Below are 15,354 nucleotides of genomic sequence, written 5' to 3' on the forward strand. Positions count from 1 at the left end.
GTCCGGCTATCGCCGGCAACAATCGGCCCGTCATCCGCGGAATCTCGGCATCTGGTCGGCGTGACGGCGCCGGGTCAGGAGGACGTATCGTAATCCTGCCGCGCGGCCCGGATCGAGCTATGACTCCTCTCCACCCAGCGCACCAGCGCCGTGAGCGGTTCGAACAGGCTGCAGCCAAGCTCCGTCAGCCGATATTCGACGCTGGGCGGCTTGGTGGCGAAGACTTGGCGCAGCACCAATCCATCGCGTTCCAGAGTTTGCAGCGTCTGCGACAGCATGCGCTTGGAAATATCGGGAATGGCACGCTGTACCTGACTGAAGCGGTGTGGCGCCTCGGCCAGGGTCAGCAGGACCAGCATCGTCCATTTGTCGCCGACCCGGCTCAGGACATCGCGCACGGGGCACTGCGTCGTGTCATGCCCCCTGGCCGCACGGTTCCGATAGTCCCTTGCCAGCGCGGCCGGAAGGGCGGTTACCGCCAGGTGACCTTGTTCCAGAATCCTGCCTCCTTCTCGCTGGCTTTGGTCTCATCTAGTTACCTCGTGCGGCATATAGCCCGACAACAACCTGCATGGCGATGGCTCGTCCGTCGGCGCCGTGCGGATCAGGAGCTCACCCATGAAGGCAGTGCGTTTCCACGAATATGGCGGCCCCGAGGTTCTGGCCGTCGAAGACGTCGACCTGCCGCAACCCGGCGCAGGCCAGATCCGAATCGCGGTCAAGGCGGCAGGCATCAACCCGCTCGACTGGAAGCTGCGGTCGGGACATATGCACAAGGTGATGCCGCTGTCGTTTCCGGCTGGAACGGGATTGGAGGCGGCGGGCGTGATCGACGCCATCGGCGAGGGCGTGACGGGCGCGGCCGTCGGCGATGCGGTCTTCGGCAAAGGCCGCAATACGATGGCGGACTATGCGATCCTGCACCAATGGACGACCAAACCCGCCGCCCTGTCGTTCGAAGAGGCGGCTGGCTATTCGGTGGCGGTGGAGACGGCAACGCGCATCATCGACGAGGTCGGCGTGCAGCCTGGCGAGATGCTTCTGGTCAGCGGGGCTGCGGGCGGCGTGGGCTCTGCCGTGGTGCAACTGGCGACGGCAGCCGGCATCCGCACGATCGGCACCGCCAGCGCACCCAAGCAGGCCCATCTGCAGTCGATGGGGGCGATCGCCACCACCTACGGCCCGGGTCTGGCCAACCGGGTTGCGGCACTGGCGCCAGCGGGCGTGCAGGCGGCGCTCGACATCGCCGGCTCGGGGATCATCCCTGAGCTTGTGGCGATCACAGGCGATCCCGCGAAGGTCGTCTCGATAGCCGACATCAATGCATCGGCCCATGGGGCCAGGACGTCGTTCAACCCACGCGACGCGACGCCGGCGCTGGCTCAAGCTGCTGCCTTGTTTGTCGCGGGAGCGTTCACCCTGCCGATCGAACGGACGTTTCCGCTTGAACAGATCGGAGCCGCACACGCACTGAGCGCGACGGGCCACGTCACCGGAAGGATCATCATCGCGATTGCATGATCAACGCGTGTTGTCGTCGGCCAGGAGCAGCCCGGCATGGCCGGCCAGATCGCGCGAGTCGTGGAGCATGCCGCCGGTGGATCCCGGCCGCGAACGGCCAGTCGGCGCGCACATCGACCGGCGCGTCATCCCCGCCGAGGCGTTCTGCCTCTTCGAGGATCACGTTCGCCGGGCGCGGCCCGGGCTTCGATGTAGCGGCCCAGCAGCGAATTGACGCCGATCGCGAAGAGGAAGACGACGGCGAGCAGGGCATACATGCGGGGCATGTCGAAGGTCACATAGGTCTGGATCACCGCATAGCCCAGGCCCTGGTTGGCCAGCTTGGTCTCGGCCAGCAGCGTGCCGATGATGGCGACCCCAAGGCCGATCCGGATGCCGTTGACGATCGGTGCATGCATCGCCGGCAGGTAGATCTTTCGGATCATCTGGACGGTGCTCAGCCGGAGGCTCTGCCCGACCCGGATCAGGGCCGGATCGATTTCGCGCACCGCTCCGGCGACGCTGATCGCGACGGGGAAGAAGGACGACAGCGCACCCATCGCGACCTTCGAGCCCGGTCCGACGCCGAACCACATGATCAGGATCGGAAAGAAGATGATCTTGGGTGTCGGACCGAGATAGTGCAGCAGGGGCTCATAGGCCCGCCGCAGGAAACGGTTGCGCCCGAGCACGATGCCGACCGCGATGCCCGCGCCCCCGCCGATAGCGATCGCGACGAGGACTTCTCCCGCGGTGGCGCCCAGATTGGCGTAGAAGCTGGCATCGATGAACAGGCGCCCGAACGCCTTCGCGATCAGGAAGAGCGACGGCACGACGTCGCGGTAAAGCAGTCCGGATCGGACCAGAAGCTCCCAACACATCAATATCGCGACAGCGATGCCTGTCCTGGTCAGCAGGACGGCGCGCGCCTCGCTGCTCCCGGTTGCGCGGCCGTCGGTCCTGCCTGAAGCGGCTGTGGGGGTCATTGCGGCCTCGGTGCTCCTGCCGCCACTCATTGACGCGGCGGGATCTGGATCAGCTCGGCGAGCTGCTCTTCGGTCATGGGCTTTGCCGTGTATTTGAGCGTCACGGCATTCGGCACGATCGTCCCCAGCCCGACGATGCTGTCCGGGTTCAGGACCTCCTTCGGAAAGAACTCGTCGCGGGTCCGCCTGGCGATAGGCTCGGGAATGCCGACGAACGCGGCATAGGCCTTGATCGCCTCGTCACCGGAGTACATGGCGTCGATGGTCTCGCGATAGGCCGCCATGAACCGGTCGATCAGCGGCTTCTTCTCCTCGAGGACGCTCGTGTTGGTGATCAGCAGCCGCACGGTCTGGTTCCTGAAGGCCTGCGTGTCGTTGCCGGTCGCGATGATCCGGATCTCCTTCTTGTCGAGCAGGTCGAGCCCGAAGGGCGGTGCGGACCAGCCGACATCGATCTGGCCGGACATCACCTGGGTGAGCGTCTGGGAAGGTCCGCCCGTCGCCGTCAGCTGCGCCTTCAGCCCGTTTTCATTGACGAAGGCAGTGGCCACGCCATGCGTGGAGGAACCGTTGGTCGAATAGGCCACCGTCTTCCCGTCGAAGTCCTTCAAGGTCTTGATCGGCGAGTCGGCCTTGACGTACCAGAACAGGTCCCGGCCGCCGGTGGTCTCCGCGCCGATGACCCGCACGGGGGCGCCTTTCGAGAAGGCGGACAAAGCACCCATGACACCGCCGGCCACGCCGATATCGACGCTGTTGGAAAGCACCGCCTGCTGGGTTTCCCCGCTGCCCTGGGTGTACAGGATCTCCAGATCGAGGCCGTGCTTCTGGAAGATGCCGAGGCGGACGCCGATCTCGCAGACCGACGTGTCCCAGTTCCCGCGTTGCCCGGCGGCGATCTTGAGCCCGTCCGCGGCAGGCGCGGTCTTCGCGACAAAGACGCCGAGGCCGAACACGATCAGCGAGACTGCGATCGTGCAAAATCTCTTCATCTCATCCTCCCATACTCAGGTCTGGTGGCGCTGGTGATCGCCCGAATCCGCTCTTGCGGCGGATTTTCCGTGGCTGGAGTTGGCCGTCAGATCTTGAAGGCCTCGAGCGTGGATGCGTGGAAAAGATCGTCGACGGCGAGCTGCCGATGAGACAGCCCCTGGCGATGGTGGGCCTGCAGGAACGCGTCGAGGACGTGCCGGTTGGGCGCGACCCCGTATGACCAGAAATCCTGCCCCATCAGATCGCGGGCCGCCTGAAGCTGATCTTCGATGAACGGCAGCGTCACCTTGGTCGCGGACGTGTCGCCGAGCTTTGCAAGGGCGACCGCCTTCGACTGCTCGAAAGCCTTGAGCAGCGCGGCAGGCAGCCAGGGCTGCTGCTCGACGATCGAGCGGCGCACGCCGAGGACATGCATGATCGGGAAGATTTTGGTTCGTCGATAATAGTCCGACGCCGCCGTGAGCGGCTCCGGGAAGAGCCTGGAGATCTTCGGATGTCCCGCATCGAAGCATGAGGGCGAGCGCGGGCCGATGAACCCGTCGATCTCGCCCTCCACCAGCATCTGGTTGAGCGACCGATCGGGCGGGGCCTGCACCACCTTGATATGCGGCGGCGGCTCGACGCTGATCTTCTCGGCGCGGCCCGGCTGTTCGATGCCGCCCCGGACCCAGGTCACGTCGGATGGCTGCACGCCATAGTCGTCCTCGAGCATCGCCCGGATCCAGACGCATGCCGTAAGCTGGTATTCGGGACAGCCGATCCGCTTGCCTCTGAGGTCCTCCGGCCCGGTGATGCCGCGATCGTTGCGGATGAAGATGCCGGTGTGCCGGAAGGCCCGGGACAGGAAGGCGGGGACGCCGACATAGGGATTGTCGCCGCGCGCGGACTTTATGGCGAAGCTCGACAGCGAGGCTTCGCAGACGTCGAACTCGGCATGGCGAAAGGCTCGGAAGAAAATCTCCTCGGGCACAAGCTTCATGAACACCGGATCGACACCGTCGATCTGCACCGCGCCGTCGATCAGCGGGCGATTGCGATCATAGTCGCCGATGGCGATGGACAGGCGCAGATCGGACACTGGTTCCTCCCGAGCGGCACAACCGAAGTGCCGTATGACGTCCGGAAGGATGCCGGTTCACCGGCGGCCCAACAAAGACTTCGCAGGAATGAGAGTGAGATCGACGCCGTATGGCTGGCCGACGATCAGCCGCCGACCCGATGCGCGAGCTGGCCCAGCGATTCCAGCAGATGGTCGGTCACGGACGCCAGGAAGCGGTCGATCGCATCCTGCTGCCGGAACGCCGTACCGCCGCTCGGCTTGATCAGATACAGCGTGCGCTTCAGCGGCAGGTCGGAGATGCGCTGCATCACCAGCTTGCCGGCCCGCAACTCCTCGATCGCCGTCCCATAGGGCATGAAGCTCGCGGCGGCGCCGCGCACGACGAGAGTCCGCATGGCGGGGATCGACTGCGCTTCGTAGACGATCCGCAACGGCATCGAGAATTTCTCGGCGGCGGCCTTCAGCAGGCGCTGGACCATGTCGCGCTCGCCTGCCTGCACCAGGTCATGGGTCAGGGCCTCGGCCAGGGTCACGGTGTCCGGAAGCCGCTCCCCGGTGGTGGGACGGACGAAGAGCAGCTCCTCCTCGAGCAGCGCGACGCGGTCCACGCCGGGCCGCGGCTCGTCAACGCCATAGGCGAACGCGGCATGCAGCTCGCCCCGTTCCAGCGCCGAGACCAGGCCGTAGCTCAGCTCCTCCACCAGGCTCAGCGACACGGACGGAATGACCTCCTTCGCCTTCAGCAGGAGGTCGGGGCCGATCTGCAGCATGATGCTCGGCGTCAGTCCGAGGGTCAGGAATTCCTGGTCCGAACCCGACAGGGCCCGGATATCGCGCTTGATGTCTTCGATGTCCTGGAGCGCCCGGCGGGCCCGCTCCAGCAACAGGTGGCCGGCTTCCGTGAGCACGACGCCGCGCGAATGCCGCACCAGCAGATCCGCACGGAGATATTGCTCGAGCTGCCTGATCTGCAGCCCCAGCGACGGCTGGGCGACATTCAGTTGCTCCGCCGCACCGGTGATGCTCCCGACTTCGGCGATTTTGACGAAGTAACGAAGCTGGCGGAGATTGATATCGGCCTCCCTGGCGCGTTCTTCTTCCCGGCAATCATGCTGCGCCCCCCGTGGCCGGGCAAGGGCCGAAGCCCGAATGGCGCTGGCCCTATCGGCGACCCGGCCGGAACCAGCGTTCCACCCGTTCCAGCCCTGCGAAGAGCGCGACGCTTACCAGCACGACGAAGACGATCGTCGCGAACACGCCGGGGAGATCGTAGCGTTCCGCCAGATCGTTGATGAGCTGCCCGAGGCCTCCGAAATTGATCAGGAACTCGACGCCGATGAGATTGATCAGGGCGAAGATGAGGCCGAGCCGGACGCCGACGAAAATGGTCGGGGCCGCGGCGGGCAGCAGGATCTTCCAGAATTGCTGGGACGGGCTGAGATTGTAGCTGAGGCCGACATTGACGAGGCTCTTTCGGACTCCTCTCAAGGCCTCGACCGTCTTGAGGATGACCGGGCCGAGGCCGGCGACGAAGCCCATCGCGACGATGGTCACCGCATTCCGGCCGAACATGACCAGGAACAGGGGATACGCCAGCACGATCGGCGCCGCGGCCATTGCCGCCACCCATGGTTCGGTGGCCAGGCGCAGGATGCGGACCTTGTAGAGAAGGACGCCGATCGAGACCCCGACGATGCTCACCAGGACACTGGCTGCCAGGGCCTCGGCACCGGTCAGCATGAGCCGGTTCAGCAACTGCTCCTCGGCAAAAAGCCGGTCGAAGCTGCCCAGGACGTCCGACGGAAATGGAATCACGAACTGGTTCAGCGCGCCCAGCATCAGCAGCAACTCGACAATGCCGAGGAAGAGCGCGACCGTGAGCAATCCGAAGACTTGCGGAGGGAGTGCAGAGAGTTTCATCGGTCAGCTCCGCTCTCAGCGTGCGCCGTCTTCGCAGTCAGTCATCCCACGCGAGGCTTCTTCGCGCAGGTCGCTCCAGATCTCGGCGACATAGCGTCCGAACGCCTCGCTGCCGACGACGTCTCCGGTGCGCGGGCGCGGCAGCCTGATATCGACGATCCGTTTCACCCTGCCGGGGCGGAAGGTCATGATGATGACCCGGTCCGACAGCTGCACCGCCTCGGTGATGTTGTGGGTGATCAGGAGCGTGGTCTGCCTCAGATCCTGCTGGATCTTGAGCACCTTGTCGCCCAGCAGCAGCCGAGTCTGGTCATCGAGCGCAGCGAAAGGCTCGTCCATCAGCAGGATCTTCGGCTCGAACACCAGCGTGCGGGCGATCGCAACCCGCTGCCGCATTCCGCCCGACAGCTCCGAGGGATAGCGCTGCTCGAACCCGCCCAGCCCCACCATGTCGATGAAGCGGCGTGCGACCCGATGGCGCTCGGCCTTGCCGACGCCTTTGACCTCGAGGGGAAAGGCGACATTGTCGATGACGGTCCGCCAGGGAAAGGTCGATTCCTCCTGGAAGACCATGCCGATCGAGCGATGCGGGCCGTCGATGATCTCGCCGTCGACGCTCACCTGGCCCTGGTAGCCCCGGACGAGCCCGCCGAGGATGTTGAACACCGTGGATTTGCCGCAGCCCGACGGTCCGATGATGGAGACGAACTCGCCGCGCTCGATCGCGAAGGACATGTTCTCGACGGCCGTCACCGGGCCCTCGCGGGCATCGAAACGCATCGTGACGTCATCGATGACCAGATCGACGTCACGTCGGGTTTCGGTGAGCTGCAGCTTGGCGGTCGAGGTGGCCATGACGCTTTCATCCTCCGGCAGAGCGCCGCTCATCGTCAGCCGCGGCGGGCACGAGGGTGGCGCTCCCGGCGCAGCTTTGCCCGAAAGGGGTGGGGTTCGATGAGCCGGGCGGAATCCCTTTCATCCCTGGACACGGCCATCTTCCTTGTCGGTGTGCAGCCTATGAGCGTCATACGTTAGGGATCACGGATCCGGGCGGTCCAAGACTATCTGGCTTGACCAGTCAGACTTTTCCGGATGGTCGCATCCACCGCGCTGGCGGCGCAGGGCTCCGCGCCTATAATGCCGCGGAAAATGGCGTGACGAATTGGAGCGGTGGTGGCGACCAGGGCGGTTCAGGACAGGGCGTCGGCGGAGCGGCCGCGGGAACTGCCGTTCGAAGCCAGCGTCGGTTACCAGCTCCGGATGGCCAACCGCGCGACCCAACGCTATCTGCAGAGCAGGATCGAGCCCTTCGGGGTCACTCTCGGAATGTGGTACTTCCTCCGCGCGCTCTGGGAGGCGGATGGCCTGACGCAGCGTGAACTCTCCCGCCGGATCGGGACGATGGAGCCGACCACCCTGACGGCGCTTTCCGCCATGGAGCGGGCCGGGCTGGTGACGCGCGAGCGAGACCCCAAGGATCGGCGAAAGCTGAACGTGCTGCTGACCCCGAAGGGGCGGGAGCTCGAACATGTCCTTCTGCCGCTGGCGGCCGAGGTCGTCGAACAGGCCACGGCAGGCTTCTCGGCGGAGGACCGGGCGCGCTTTCTCGCATATCTTCATGCCGTGCAGCGGAATTTCGCCGACCTTCCGCCCGACTCCGGCGAAGACGTGTAGTCAGCCTGTTGCCGTCTCTCCGGCGTGCCGGGTCATCCCGGCGGCCATGGCCGGGCTGTAGCCCGGCGACACCCTGGCGTCGATCAGCACCGAAGCGCCCGCCTTGGCGGCTTTGACCGCCTCCGCCATGGCGTCGACCAGTTCCCGCGCGGTCGCCGGCGCTCACGGACCATCATTGTCGAGGGGGAGGCGTTCCTCGCCGTCGCCGATGGTGGCGTTATGAATGAGTTCCGGGCGCGTGGCGGCGCCGCGCGCTCAGCGCTGACATGATCGGCATCGCAAGATGACGACGGGCATTCGGCCGGCATCCCGGGCGGGATCGGTCACACGGGTGACAGCTTCCGTGGCTTCGGAGACGGGTGGCCTGGCCTTAGGGGACCGTGGGCGGCCCAGGCTGCGGAGACCCCTCGGACGCCCGCCGATTCCGCTCACTTGTTACCCGTGGGACCTTAAACCTAATCTGGGATAAACTATGAGCGGCGACTCGGCATGGACATAAGGATCGATGGCTGCTCTGCAGGGTTGAGCCGAACCAGACAGGGAATAATCATGGCTGATCGTGCACTGGGATACTATTGGGTCTTCGTTGACGTCCCGCCATATGAACCGCTTTGGGCCCCTGCTCGATGGACCGGAAGTGTTTGGAAGTTGTTGGTCATGTACCCAAACACTAATAAAAAAGAAGCTACTGATGAAGAATTGACATCGATCGGTTCCTATATTCAGACCCCGGACTCGTCTGCCTTCCAGGGGCGTCTTTTTTCCTGGATTTTCAACCGTGAAACCTCTGGTTGGCAAATTGGGATCCTGGGGCCGAGCAGTTGGGTTGTGACCGACGACACGCCCGATCTAACTGATGATGGGTTTCTTGACTCGGGTTTGGTCTCGATTGGGCCACAACTCGCACATGGTGACTAGCTGCGGCCCGAGGCCGGGATCGGGGAAGCGGGAAGCGCGCTATGGCGCTCTCCCTCCCTTCTCCGCTGTGCCCGCTGCCGGCAGATCTCGCGCACCTTTGGCGCATTTCCGCCAGCGCCAGATGCCTTTGCGTTCCTGTAGACGGGGCTCGGGTTCAGGGAAGCCGTCCGGTGTCGCGCGCGGGTAACGGTGCCGCGCAGGGGAGGGGCTTCTGCCGAACCGACGGAGAGAATGGGCGGATGGCGTCCCCGGAGAGATTCGAACTCCCGACCCGCTGCTTAGGACGCAGCCGCTCTATCCTGCTGAGCTACGGGGACCCGGCGCCCTTATAGCAAGCTCGTGGTGGCGATGACACCCCCGCCGTGATGTCGCGTGAACGCCGAAAGCGAAGAGGCCACCCTGGAGAGGGTGGCCTCTGTATCGCCGAAGGGATTGAACCCAGCGCCCCGTCTCAATCCTCGACGAAGCTGCGCTGGAAGGCGTGGACCAGCGGGTCGACCGCGTATTGCAGGGCGGTGCGGGTGCCGGTCTGGATCGAGGCCTCGGCCGGCATGCCGGCGGACAGGTTGACCTGCGGCGCTACCTGCTTCAGCAGGGTGGGGTCGACCTCGACCTTGGCCAGGAAGTAGGAGCGGCGGGTCTGCTCGTCCTGGGTGCTGTCGGCGGCGACATAGATCACCTTGCCGTCGATCCGCGGCATGTTGCGCTGGTGGTAGGCGGTGAAGTGGATCAGAGCCGTCTGCCCTTCGCGCACGGTGTCGATGTCGTTCGGCTGCACCTGCACGTCGATCACCAGCTTGTCGTTCTTCGGCACGATCTCCAGGATCGGGGCGCCCGCCTGAATCACGCCGCCAAGCGTGTGGTATTTCAGGTTCACCACGGTGCCGTCGACCGGCGCCACGATCCGCGTGCGGCCGACCACGTCGCCGGCGGAGCGCATCTTCTCCTCGAGCTGGGCCAGCTCCTTCTGGGTGGTGGCGCGCTCCTCGGCGATCTTGTCGCGGAAGTCGCTGTCCAGCGCCAGTATCCGCATCTGGCTTTCGCCGGCGGTCTGTTCGGCCTTGGCGATGGAAGAGACGTTGGAGGCGTTCACGCCCACGATCCGGGCCTGTTCGCGCTGCAACGCCAGCAGCCGCTGCTTGCGTTCCAGCCCCTTGGTGACCAGCGGGGCGACGCCGTCGATCTCCTCCTGTATCAGGTCCAGCTGGGTCTGGCCGGAGGTGATCTGGGCGCGCAGCCCGTCGATGTCGGAGCGGCTCTGCTCGACACGCTGCTCCAGCACCGATTTCTGGCCGAGGATCGATTCGCGGCGGGAAGTGAACTGCTCCTGCTGCGCCCGCACCAGGGCCGCGGCGACCGGGTTCTTCGCCGCCTCGTCCAGCACCTCCTGCGGCATGGCGAGCGACGCCGCGCCGGTCTGCTCGGCCTCGATCCGGGCCAGCGCCGCGACGTCGGCCAGGCGCTGGATCCGCACCGAATCGAAGGTCGCGAGGTCGCGCGTCGAATCCAGCACCAGCAGCGTGTCGCCGGCCTTGACCGCGGCGCCGTCCTTCACCGTCAGCTCGCGGATGATGCCGCCTTCGAGGTGCTGCACCGTGCGCTTGTTGCCCTCCGGGCTGACCACGCCGTTGGCGATCGCGGCGCTGGCCAGCGGGGACACCGCGGCCCAGGCGCCGAAGCCGAAGACGAAGACACCGATCACGACGCCGCCGATCAGGCTCAGGCGGTTCAGGCCGTAGGCGTTGCGCTTCAGCGTCGCTGCCGTGTCATCCAGCGGAGCGGGCAGGCGGGGGCTGCTGAGGACGGCCGGCGGCAGTGGCTGTCCAGGCTCCTGAGGGGTAAGCGACATTTTCCGAACTTCCCTTTGGCGCCGGCGTCGTGTCGGCGGCACGTGGTCCAGCGATGCGGGCCAGAACCTCGGCCCGCGGTCCAAGCAAGGCGATCTCGCCGTCGCGCATCACCAGGAGGCGGTCGGCATCGGCCAGGATCTGCGGTCGGTGGGCGACGATGACCACGGTCGTGCCCAGGGCCTTCAGCCCGGCGATCGTGCCCATCAGCGCGGCCTCGCCATCCGCGTCGAGGTTGGAGTTGGGCTCGTCCAGCACCACCAGCTTGGGCTGGCCGAACACGGCGCGGGCCAGGCCGACGCGCTGGCGCTGGCCGCCCGACAGCGGCACGCCGCCGTCTCCGATCGGGGTGTCATAGCCCTGCGGCAGCCGCACGACCATGTCGTGCACGCCGGCCAGCTGCGCCGCCGCCACCACCTGGTCGGAGTCGACCTGGCCCATGCGGGCGATGTTCTCGGCCACCGTGCCGGGGAAGATGTCGACCACCTGCGGCAGGTAGCCGAGATGCGGCCCCAGCGTCTCCGGCGACCATTGCCCGAGATCGGCGCCGTCCAGCCGCACCGCGCCGTCGGTCGGCGGATAGATGCCGCACAGCAGGCGGCACAGCGTGCTCTTGCCCGAGGCCGAGGGGCCGACGACGCCCAGCGCCTCGCCGGCGGCGATCTCGAAGCTGACGCGCTTGATGATCGGGGCCTTGCTGCCCGGCGCGACGAAGACCAGCTTGTCGATCTGCACCGTGCCCGATGGCGGCGGCAGGGTCAGCCCGTCCTTGCGCTTCGGCAGGGCGGTCAGGATCTTCTCGATCGAGTCATAGGATTGGCGGGCGCTGATGAACTGGCGCCAGGAGCTGATCGCCTGCTCGACCGGGGCCAGGGCGCGGGATAGCAGCATCGACCCGGCGATCATGCCGCCCGAGGTCAGCTCGCCATGCAGCAGCAGATAGGCGCCGACGCCCATCACGAAGCTCTGCACGAAGATGCGGACGAATTTCGAGGAGCCGCCGATGATCGACGACAGGTCGGAGCTCTTTTCCTGGCCCTGCAGCGCCGCTTCGGCGTCGCGCCGCCAGCGGGTCAGCAGCGCCGGCAGCATGCCCATGGCGCGCACCGTCTCGGCGCTGCGGATGGCGCCTTCGGCCTGGCGCTGGGCGGTGACCTGCAGCTTGTTGGCATTGGTGGTCGGGCCGCGCAGCATCTTCTCATTGGCCAGCGCCAGGCCGAACAGGATCAGGGCCGAGATCAGCGCGGTGACGCCGAGCACCCAGTGCAGCAGGAACATGATGATGATGAAGACCGGCGCCCAGGGGGCGTCGAACAGCGGCCCGATCGCCGGGCCGCCGATGAAGGCGCGGATCTGCGACAGGTCGCGCAGCGCCTGGCCGCCCACCGGCGCGCCCAGCACGGCGCCGTTCACCCCGGTTTCGACCAGCGTGCCGGCCAGCTTGCGCTCGAACCGGGTGCCGATCCGGGCCAGCAGGGCCGAGCGCAGCCCGTCGATCCAGCCGAGGATGATGAAGGCGAAGCCGGCGATCAGCGTCAGGAACACCAGCGTCTCGACATGGCCGCTGCCCAGCACCCGGTCGAACAGTTGGTAGGAATACAGCGGCGAGACCATCACCAGCAGGTTCATGGCGAAGCTGAATCCCGCCGCCACGAGGAACCAGGGCCTGACGGATCTCAGGGCCTGGCGGGCGGCGCTCGGCGGTGTCGATTCGGTCTTCGCCATAATGCTTTTTTCCCCTCGTCGGCGCCCCCGGGCGCCACCGCCCGAAGCCGACTTTATATACCGTCGTATACTGATCGAGAAGCAGATCGCCCCGCTACCGGAAAGCGAACTGAATCCCCACTAGGACCCGTATTTGATTAATTCATTCCGAGCTTTGTAACAGTGTCACAGGTAACACCCATTGTCCCGACAGATTCAGTGATGGGCATGGCAAAATTCTGTCGATTTCAAGACCGATCCTTCTCCCTTGGCGGCGGGCCCAAACGGAGTTTAGGATAGGCGCTGCATGGAACAAAGAAGCAACATGGACTCCCTGGCCCGATTGCAGACGGCGCAGGTCACGCGTGGGGTGCGCCGCTGGCTGGCTGCCGCCGGCCAGACCAGCCTGCCGGAGTTCGGGCTGCCCGACGGCCGCCGCGCCGACATCCTCGCGCTCGATGGCGCGGGCGGTATTACCCTGGTCGAGGTCAAGGTCTCGATCGCCGATTTCCGCGGCGACCGCAAATGGCCGAACTACGCCGCCTATTGCGACCGATTCTGCTTCGCCGTGCCGGAGGATTTCCCGCAGGAGCTGATCGGCCCGGAATGCGGCCTGATCGTCGCCGACGGCTTCGACGCGGTGCTGCTGCGGCCGCCGCCGGAACACCGCCTGCCGCCGCCGCGGCGCAAGGCGCTGGTGCTGGAGTTCGGCCGGGTCGCGGCCCAGCGCCTGCACCTCCTGGAGGACGAGGGCGCGCTGATCGGCTGGCGCGGCACCGGGGCGATCTGATATCGGCGGGTCCTTAAAGGGATCGAGGTCTTTTCAGAATAACTGAAGCCCGTCCCTTTTTAGTCCCTCCTCCCCTTGCGGGAGGGGGCAGGGGGAGGGGCTGCGCGCGTCCGCGCGCGAATGGGCAGAGAACAGGTCTCACGGTCAGAGCCGGATCGCCAGAGTCCAGGCCGGTCTTGGTGGCGAAAACCCCCTCCTCCTAGCCCCCTCCCGCGAGGGGAGGGGGGACTCTTTATCTCTCTTGATCGATGCTCGACGTCGGCCGCTGCCTGAACGCGCCGACGTGATCCGACCTCAATTCATTCCGCTCCAGGCCGCTATCAGACAGGCTTGACCCCATGCCCGCCGCACTTCGGCACCGCCGTGCTGGCCCGCAGCAGCAGTTGGTTCGGCAGCGTCGTCTTCAGCGGCGGATCGGCGGCGTCGCTGTCCAGCAGCTGCAGCAGGATCTCCGCGGCCTTGGCCCCGAGGTCCGCCGTCGGCTGCCGCAGCGTGGCCAGAGGCGGCTCGCAGAAGGCGCCGACCGGGACGCCGTCGAAGCCCAGGACGGACAGGTCGCGGGGCACGGCCACGCCCTGCGACCGGACCGTGCTCATGAAGGCGATCGCGGCGTCGTCCCAGCAGGCGGCCGCCGCCGTCGGGCGCGGCGTCAGCGCCAGATAGGCCCGGGCGGCGTCGACGCCGCTCGGAAAGCCGTCCTGGAACGCATGGCCGCCGCCGTGCCGGACCACCGCCCGGTCGGGCAGGCCGGCCGCCGCCAGCGCCTCCGCCAGCCCGCCGAACCGCTCGGCCTCGTGATAGCTGCCCYCCGGCCCGGCGATATAGAAGAACGACCGGTGGCCAAGCCCGATCAGGTGCAGCACCGCCTTGCGCATGGCGTTGCGGTCGTCGGCGATCACGCTCGGGATCCCGGCGGCGCTGCGGTCCTGCAGCACCGACACGATCGGGATGCCGGCATTGGTCAGCGACCGCTGGCCATGCGGCGGCAGCTCCGCGGCGCCGATCAGGATGGCGCCGCGGACGATGCCGCTGACCGCCAGGTCGGGAATGTGCCGTTCCGCCGCCGCCGATCGGTTGCGGCCGGCGATCAGCAGGCCGAAGCCATTGTCCGAGAGGGTCGAGGCGACGCTCTGCAGCACCTCGGGGACGATCTGCGAGGCGCCGTTGGCGATCGTCGGCTCCGACAGGATGGCCATGACGATGTTGGACGTGCCGACCCGCAGGTTCCGGGCGGCGGCGTTGGGGACGTAGCCGAGCTGCTCGACCGCCGCGACGATCCGGCGGCGCGTCTTCTCGTTGACCCGGCCGGGATTGGCGAGGGCGCGGCTGACCGTCGATGTCGCGACGCCGGCCAGCCGCGCGACATCGCGCATGAGGGGGCCGAACGACTGACTGTCCCGGGGCCGCCTGGCCATGATCCCGCGCGTTCTTTCCCATGTGCCGCCGGCCATGCTGTCCCGCGGCGACGTGCCGTCCATTAGACCCGGGAAAAAGCTATTGCAAAGGGGGTTAACGTTGCCATTACCCGGCAATCGGTTGCCATACGTGCCGCCCGGCTCCGCCGGGCGTCGGCGCCGCGGCGACACGCTGACCAGCACGAGAGCTCACGGCGCCGGTGAGTAAACACATTGTGCAATTGTATTAATCGGCAACTGCGTTCATGCTATGTTCCATGGACAAGGCGCAGACCGATCGGATGTCGGAAGCCCCGGCCACTCCCCAGGAGGAGCGGGCGGCGCGGCATCTGCGCATGCTGGCCCGGGCGGCCGAGATCCAGATGGAGATCATGGAGGCCACCCGCACCGAGGCGGTCGAGGCGCCGCAGCCCGGTGCCGATTATTGCAAGCGGATCGCCGTGGTCGCCAAGTCGCTGCGGCAGACCCTGCTGCTGGAGGACAAGTTCGCCAATCATCGCGACGAGCGGCGCAAGGCCGCGGCGAAGCGCGAATCGGCGCAGGAGGA

The 15,354-nt window shown here is 66.5% G+C and carries 15 protein-coding genes and 1 tRNA gene; 4 read left to right on the top strand and 12 right to left on the bottom strand.

Annotated elements, in window-relative coordinates; all coding sequences use genetic code 11:
- Window positions 1-74 precede the first annotated feature (74 nt).
- Window positions 75-398 carry a winged helix-turn-helix transcriptional regulator gene (locus tag AB4Z01_RS21175; RefSeq protein WP_441697181.1) on the bottom strand — a complete coding sequence of 108 codons (324 nt, stop codon included), beginning with the start codon at window positions 396-398 and terminating at the stop codon, window positions 75-77.
- A 220-nt stretch (window positions 399-618) separates the two neighbouring features.
- Here AB4Z01_RS21175 and AB4Z01_RS21180 point away from each other — a divergent pair, with 220 nt between their 5' ends.
- Window positions 619-1,521 (top strand): NADP-dependent oxidoreductase, encoded by a 903-nt coding sequence (locus tag AB4Z01_RS21180; protein ID WP_441697184.1) that lies wholly within the window; start codon window positions 619-621, stop codon window positions 1,519-1,521.
- 125 nt (window positions 1,522-1,646) lie between these two features.
- Here AB4Z01_RS21180 and AB4Z01_RS21185 read toward each other — a convergent pair whose 3' ends face one another.
- The 6 genes from AB4Z01_RS21185 to AB4Z01_RS21210 form a co-directional block, all read right to left on the bottom strand.
- On the bottom strand, window positions 1,647-2,486 hold the full coding sequence (locus tag AB4Z01_RS21185; RefSeq protein ID WP_441697186.1) for an ABC transporter permease: 840 nt from the start codon (window positions 2,484-2,486) through the stop codon (window positions 1,647-1,649).
- 26 nt (window positions 2,487-2,512) lie between these two features.
- A complete protein-coding gene (locus AB4Z01_RS21190; RefSeq protein ID WP_441697189.1) occupies window positions 2,513-3,442 on the bottom strand; it encodes an ABC transporter substrate-binding protein in 930 nt (309 codons plus the stop codon).
- 122 nt (window positions 3,443-3,564) lie between these two features.
- Window positions 3,565-4,557, bottom strand: a complete 993-nt coding sequence (locus tag AB4Z01_RS21195; RefSeq protein WP_441697192.1) for an ABC transporter substrate-binding protein — start codon at window positions 4,555-4,557, stop codon at window positions 3,565-3,567.
- 125 nt (window positions 4,558-4,682) lie between these two features.
- Window positions 4,683-5,690, bottom strand: coding sequence for a LysR family transcriptional regulator (locus tag AB4Z01_RS21200; RefSeq protein WP_441697219.1), 1,008 nt, complete (start codon window positions 5,688-5,690; stop codon window positions 4,683-4,685).
- A gap of 10 nt (window positions 5,691-5,700) precedes the next feature.
- The gene (locus tag AB4Z01_RS21205) at window positions 5,701-6,459 is read right to left on the bottom strand and encodes an ABC transporter permease (protein ID WP_441697194.1); all 759 of its coding nucleotides are present in this window, start codon (window positions 6,457-6,459) and stop codon (window positions 5,701-5,703) included.
- Between the two features lie 15 nt (window positions 6,460-6,474).
- The gene (locus AB4Z01_RS21210) at window positions 6,475-7,314 is read right to left on the bottom strand and encodes an ABC transporter ATP-binding protein (protein ID WP_441697197.1); all 840 of its coding nucleotides are present in this window, start codon (window positions 7,312-7,314) and stop codon (window positions 6,475-6,477) included.
- A gap of 318 nt (window positions 7,315-7,632) precedes the next feature.
- On the opposite strand from AB4Z01_RS21210, the gene AB4Z01_RS21215 reads away from it, so the two are divergent.
- On the top strand, window positions 7,633-8,133 hold the full coding sequence (locus AB4Z01_RS21215) for a MarR family winged helix-turn-helix transcriptional regulator (protein ID WP_441697200.1): 501 nt from the start codon (window positions 7,633-7,635) through the stop codon (window positions 8,131-8,133).
- Here the strand turns inward: AB4Z01_RS21215 and AB4Z01_RS21220 are convergent, their stop codons facing one another.
- The 4 genes from AB4Z01_RS21220 to AB4Z01_RS21235 all read right to left on the bottom strand — a co-directional run bounded on the left by AB4Z01_RS21220 (window position 8,134) and on the right by AB4Z01_RS21235 (window position 12,623).
- Window positions 8,134-8,262 carry a hypothetical protein gene (locus AB4Z01_RS21220; protein WP_441697202.1) on the bottom strand — a complete coding sequence of 43 codons (129 nt, stop codon included), beginning with the start codon at window positions 8,260-8,262 and terminating at the stop codon, window positions 8,134-8,136.
- 1,029 nt (window positions 8,263-9,291) lie between these two features.
- Window positions 9,292-9,368, bottom strand: a tRNA-Arg gene (locus tag AB4Z01_RS21225).
- Window positions 9,369-9,502: 134 nt separating this feature from the next.
- The gene (locus AB4Z01_RS21230) at window positions 9,503-10,900 is read right to left on the bottom strand and encodes an HlyD family type I secretion periplasmic adaptor subunit (RefSeq protein WP_441697205.1); all 1,398 of its coding nucleotides are present in this window, start codon (window positions 10,898-10,900) and stop codon (window positions 9,503-9,505) included.
- Window positions 10,818-12,623 carry a type I secretion system permease/ATPase gene (locus AB4Z01_RS21235; protein WP_441697208.1) on the bottom strand — a complete coding sequence of 602 codons (1,806 nt, stop codon included), beginning with the start codon at window positions 12,621-12,623 and terminating at the stop codon, window positions 10,818-10,820. The genes AB4Z01_RS21230 and AB4Z01_RS21235 overlap by 83 nt, the downstream gene beginning before the upstream one ends.
- 286 nt (window positions 12,624-12,909) lie before the next feature.
- Between AB4Z01_RS21235 and AB4Z01_RS21240 the strand changes: the two genes are divergently transcribed.
- Window positions 12,910-13,392: an MmcB family DNA repair protein gene (locus AB4Z01_RS21240; RefSeq protein WP_441697211.1), complete on the top strand. Its 483-nt coding sequence runs from the start codon at window positions 12,910-12,912 to the stop codon at window positions 13,390-13,392.
- 320 nt (window positions 13,393-13,712) lie between these two features.
- Here AB4Z01_RS21240 and AB4Z01_RS21245 read toward each other — a convergent pair whose 3' ends face one another.
- Window positions 13,713-14,765, bottom strand: coding sequence for a LacI family DNA-binding transcriptional regulator (locus AB4Z01_RS21245; protein WP_441697214.1), 1,053 nt, complete (start codon window positions 14,763-14,765; stop codon window positions 13,713-13,715).
- Window positions 14,766-15,064: 299 nt separating this feature from the next.
- On the opposite strand from AB4Z01_RS21245, the gene AB4Z01_RS21250 reads away from it, so the two are divergent.
- Window positions 15,065-15,354: hypothetical protein (locus AB4Z01_RS21250; protein ID WP_441697216.1), on the top strand; the 290-nt coding region annotated here is incomplete at its 3' end.

This window comes from Inquilinus sp. YAF38 (genome assembly GCF_052113205.1).
Taxonomy (GTDB): Bacteria; Pseudomonadota; Alphaproteobacteria; order DSM-16000; family Inquilinaceae; genus Inquilinus.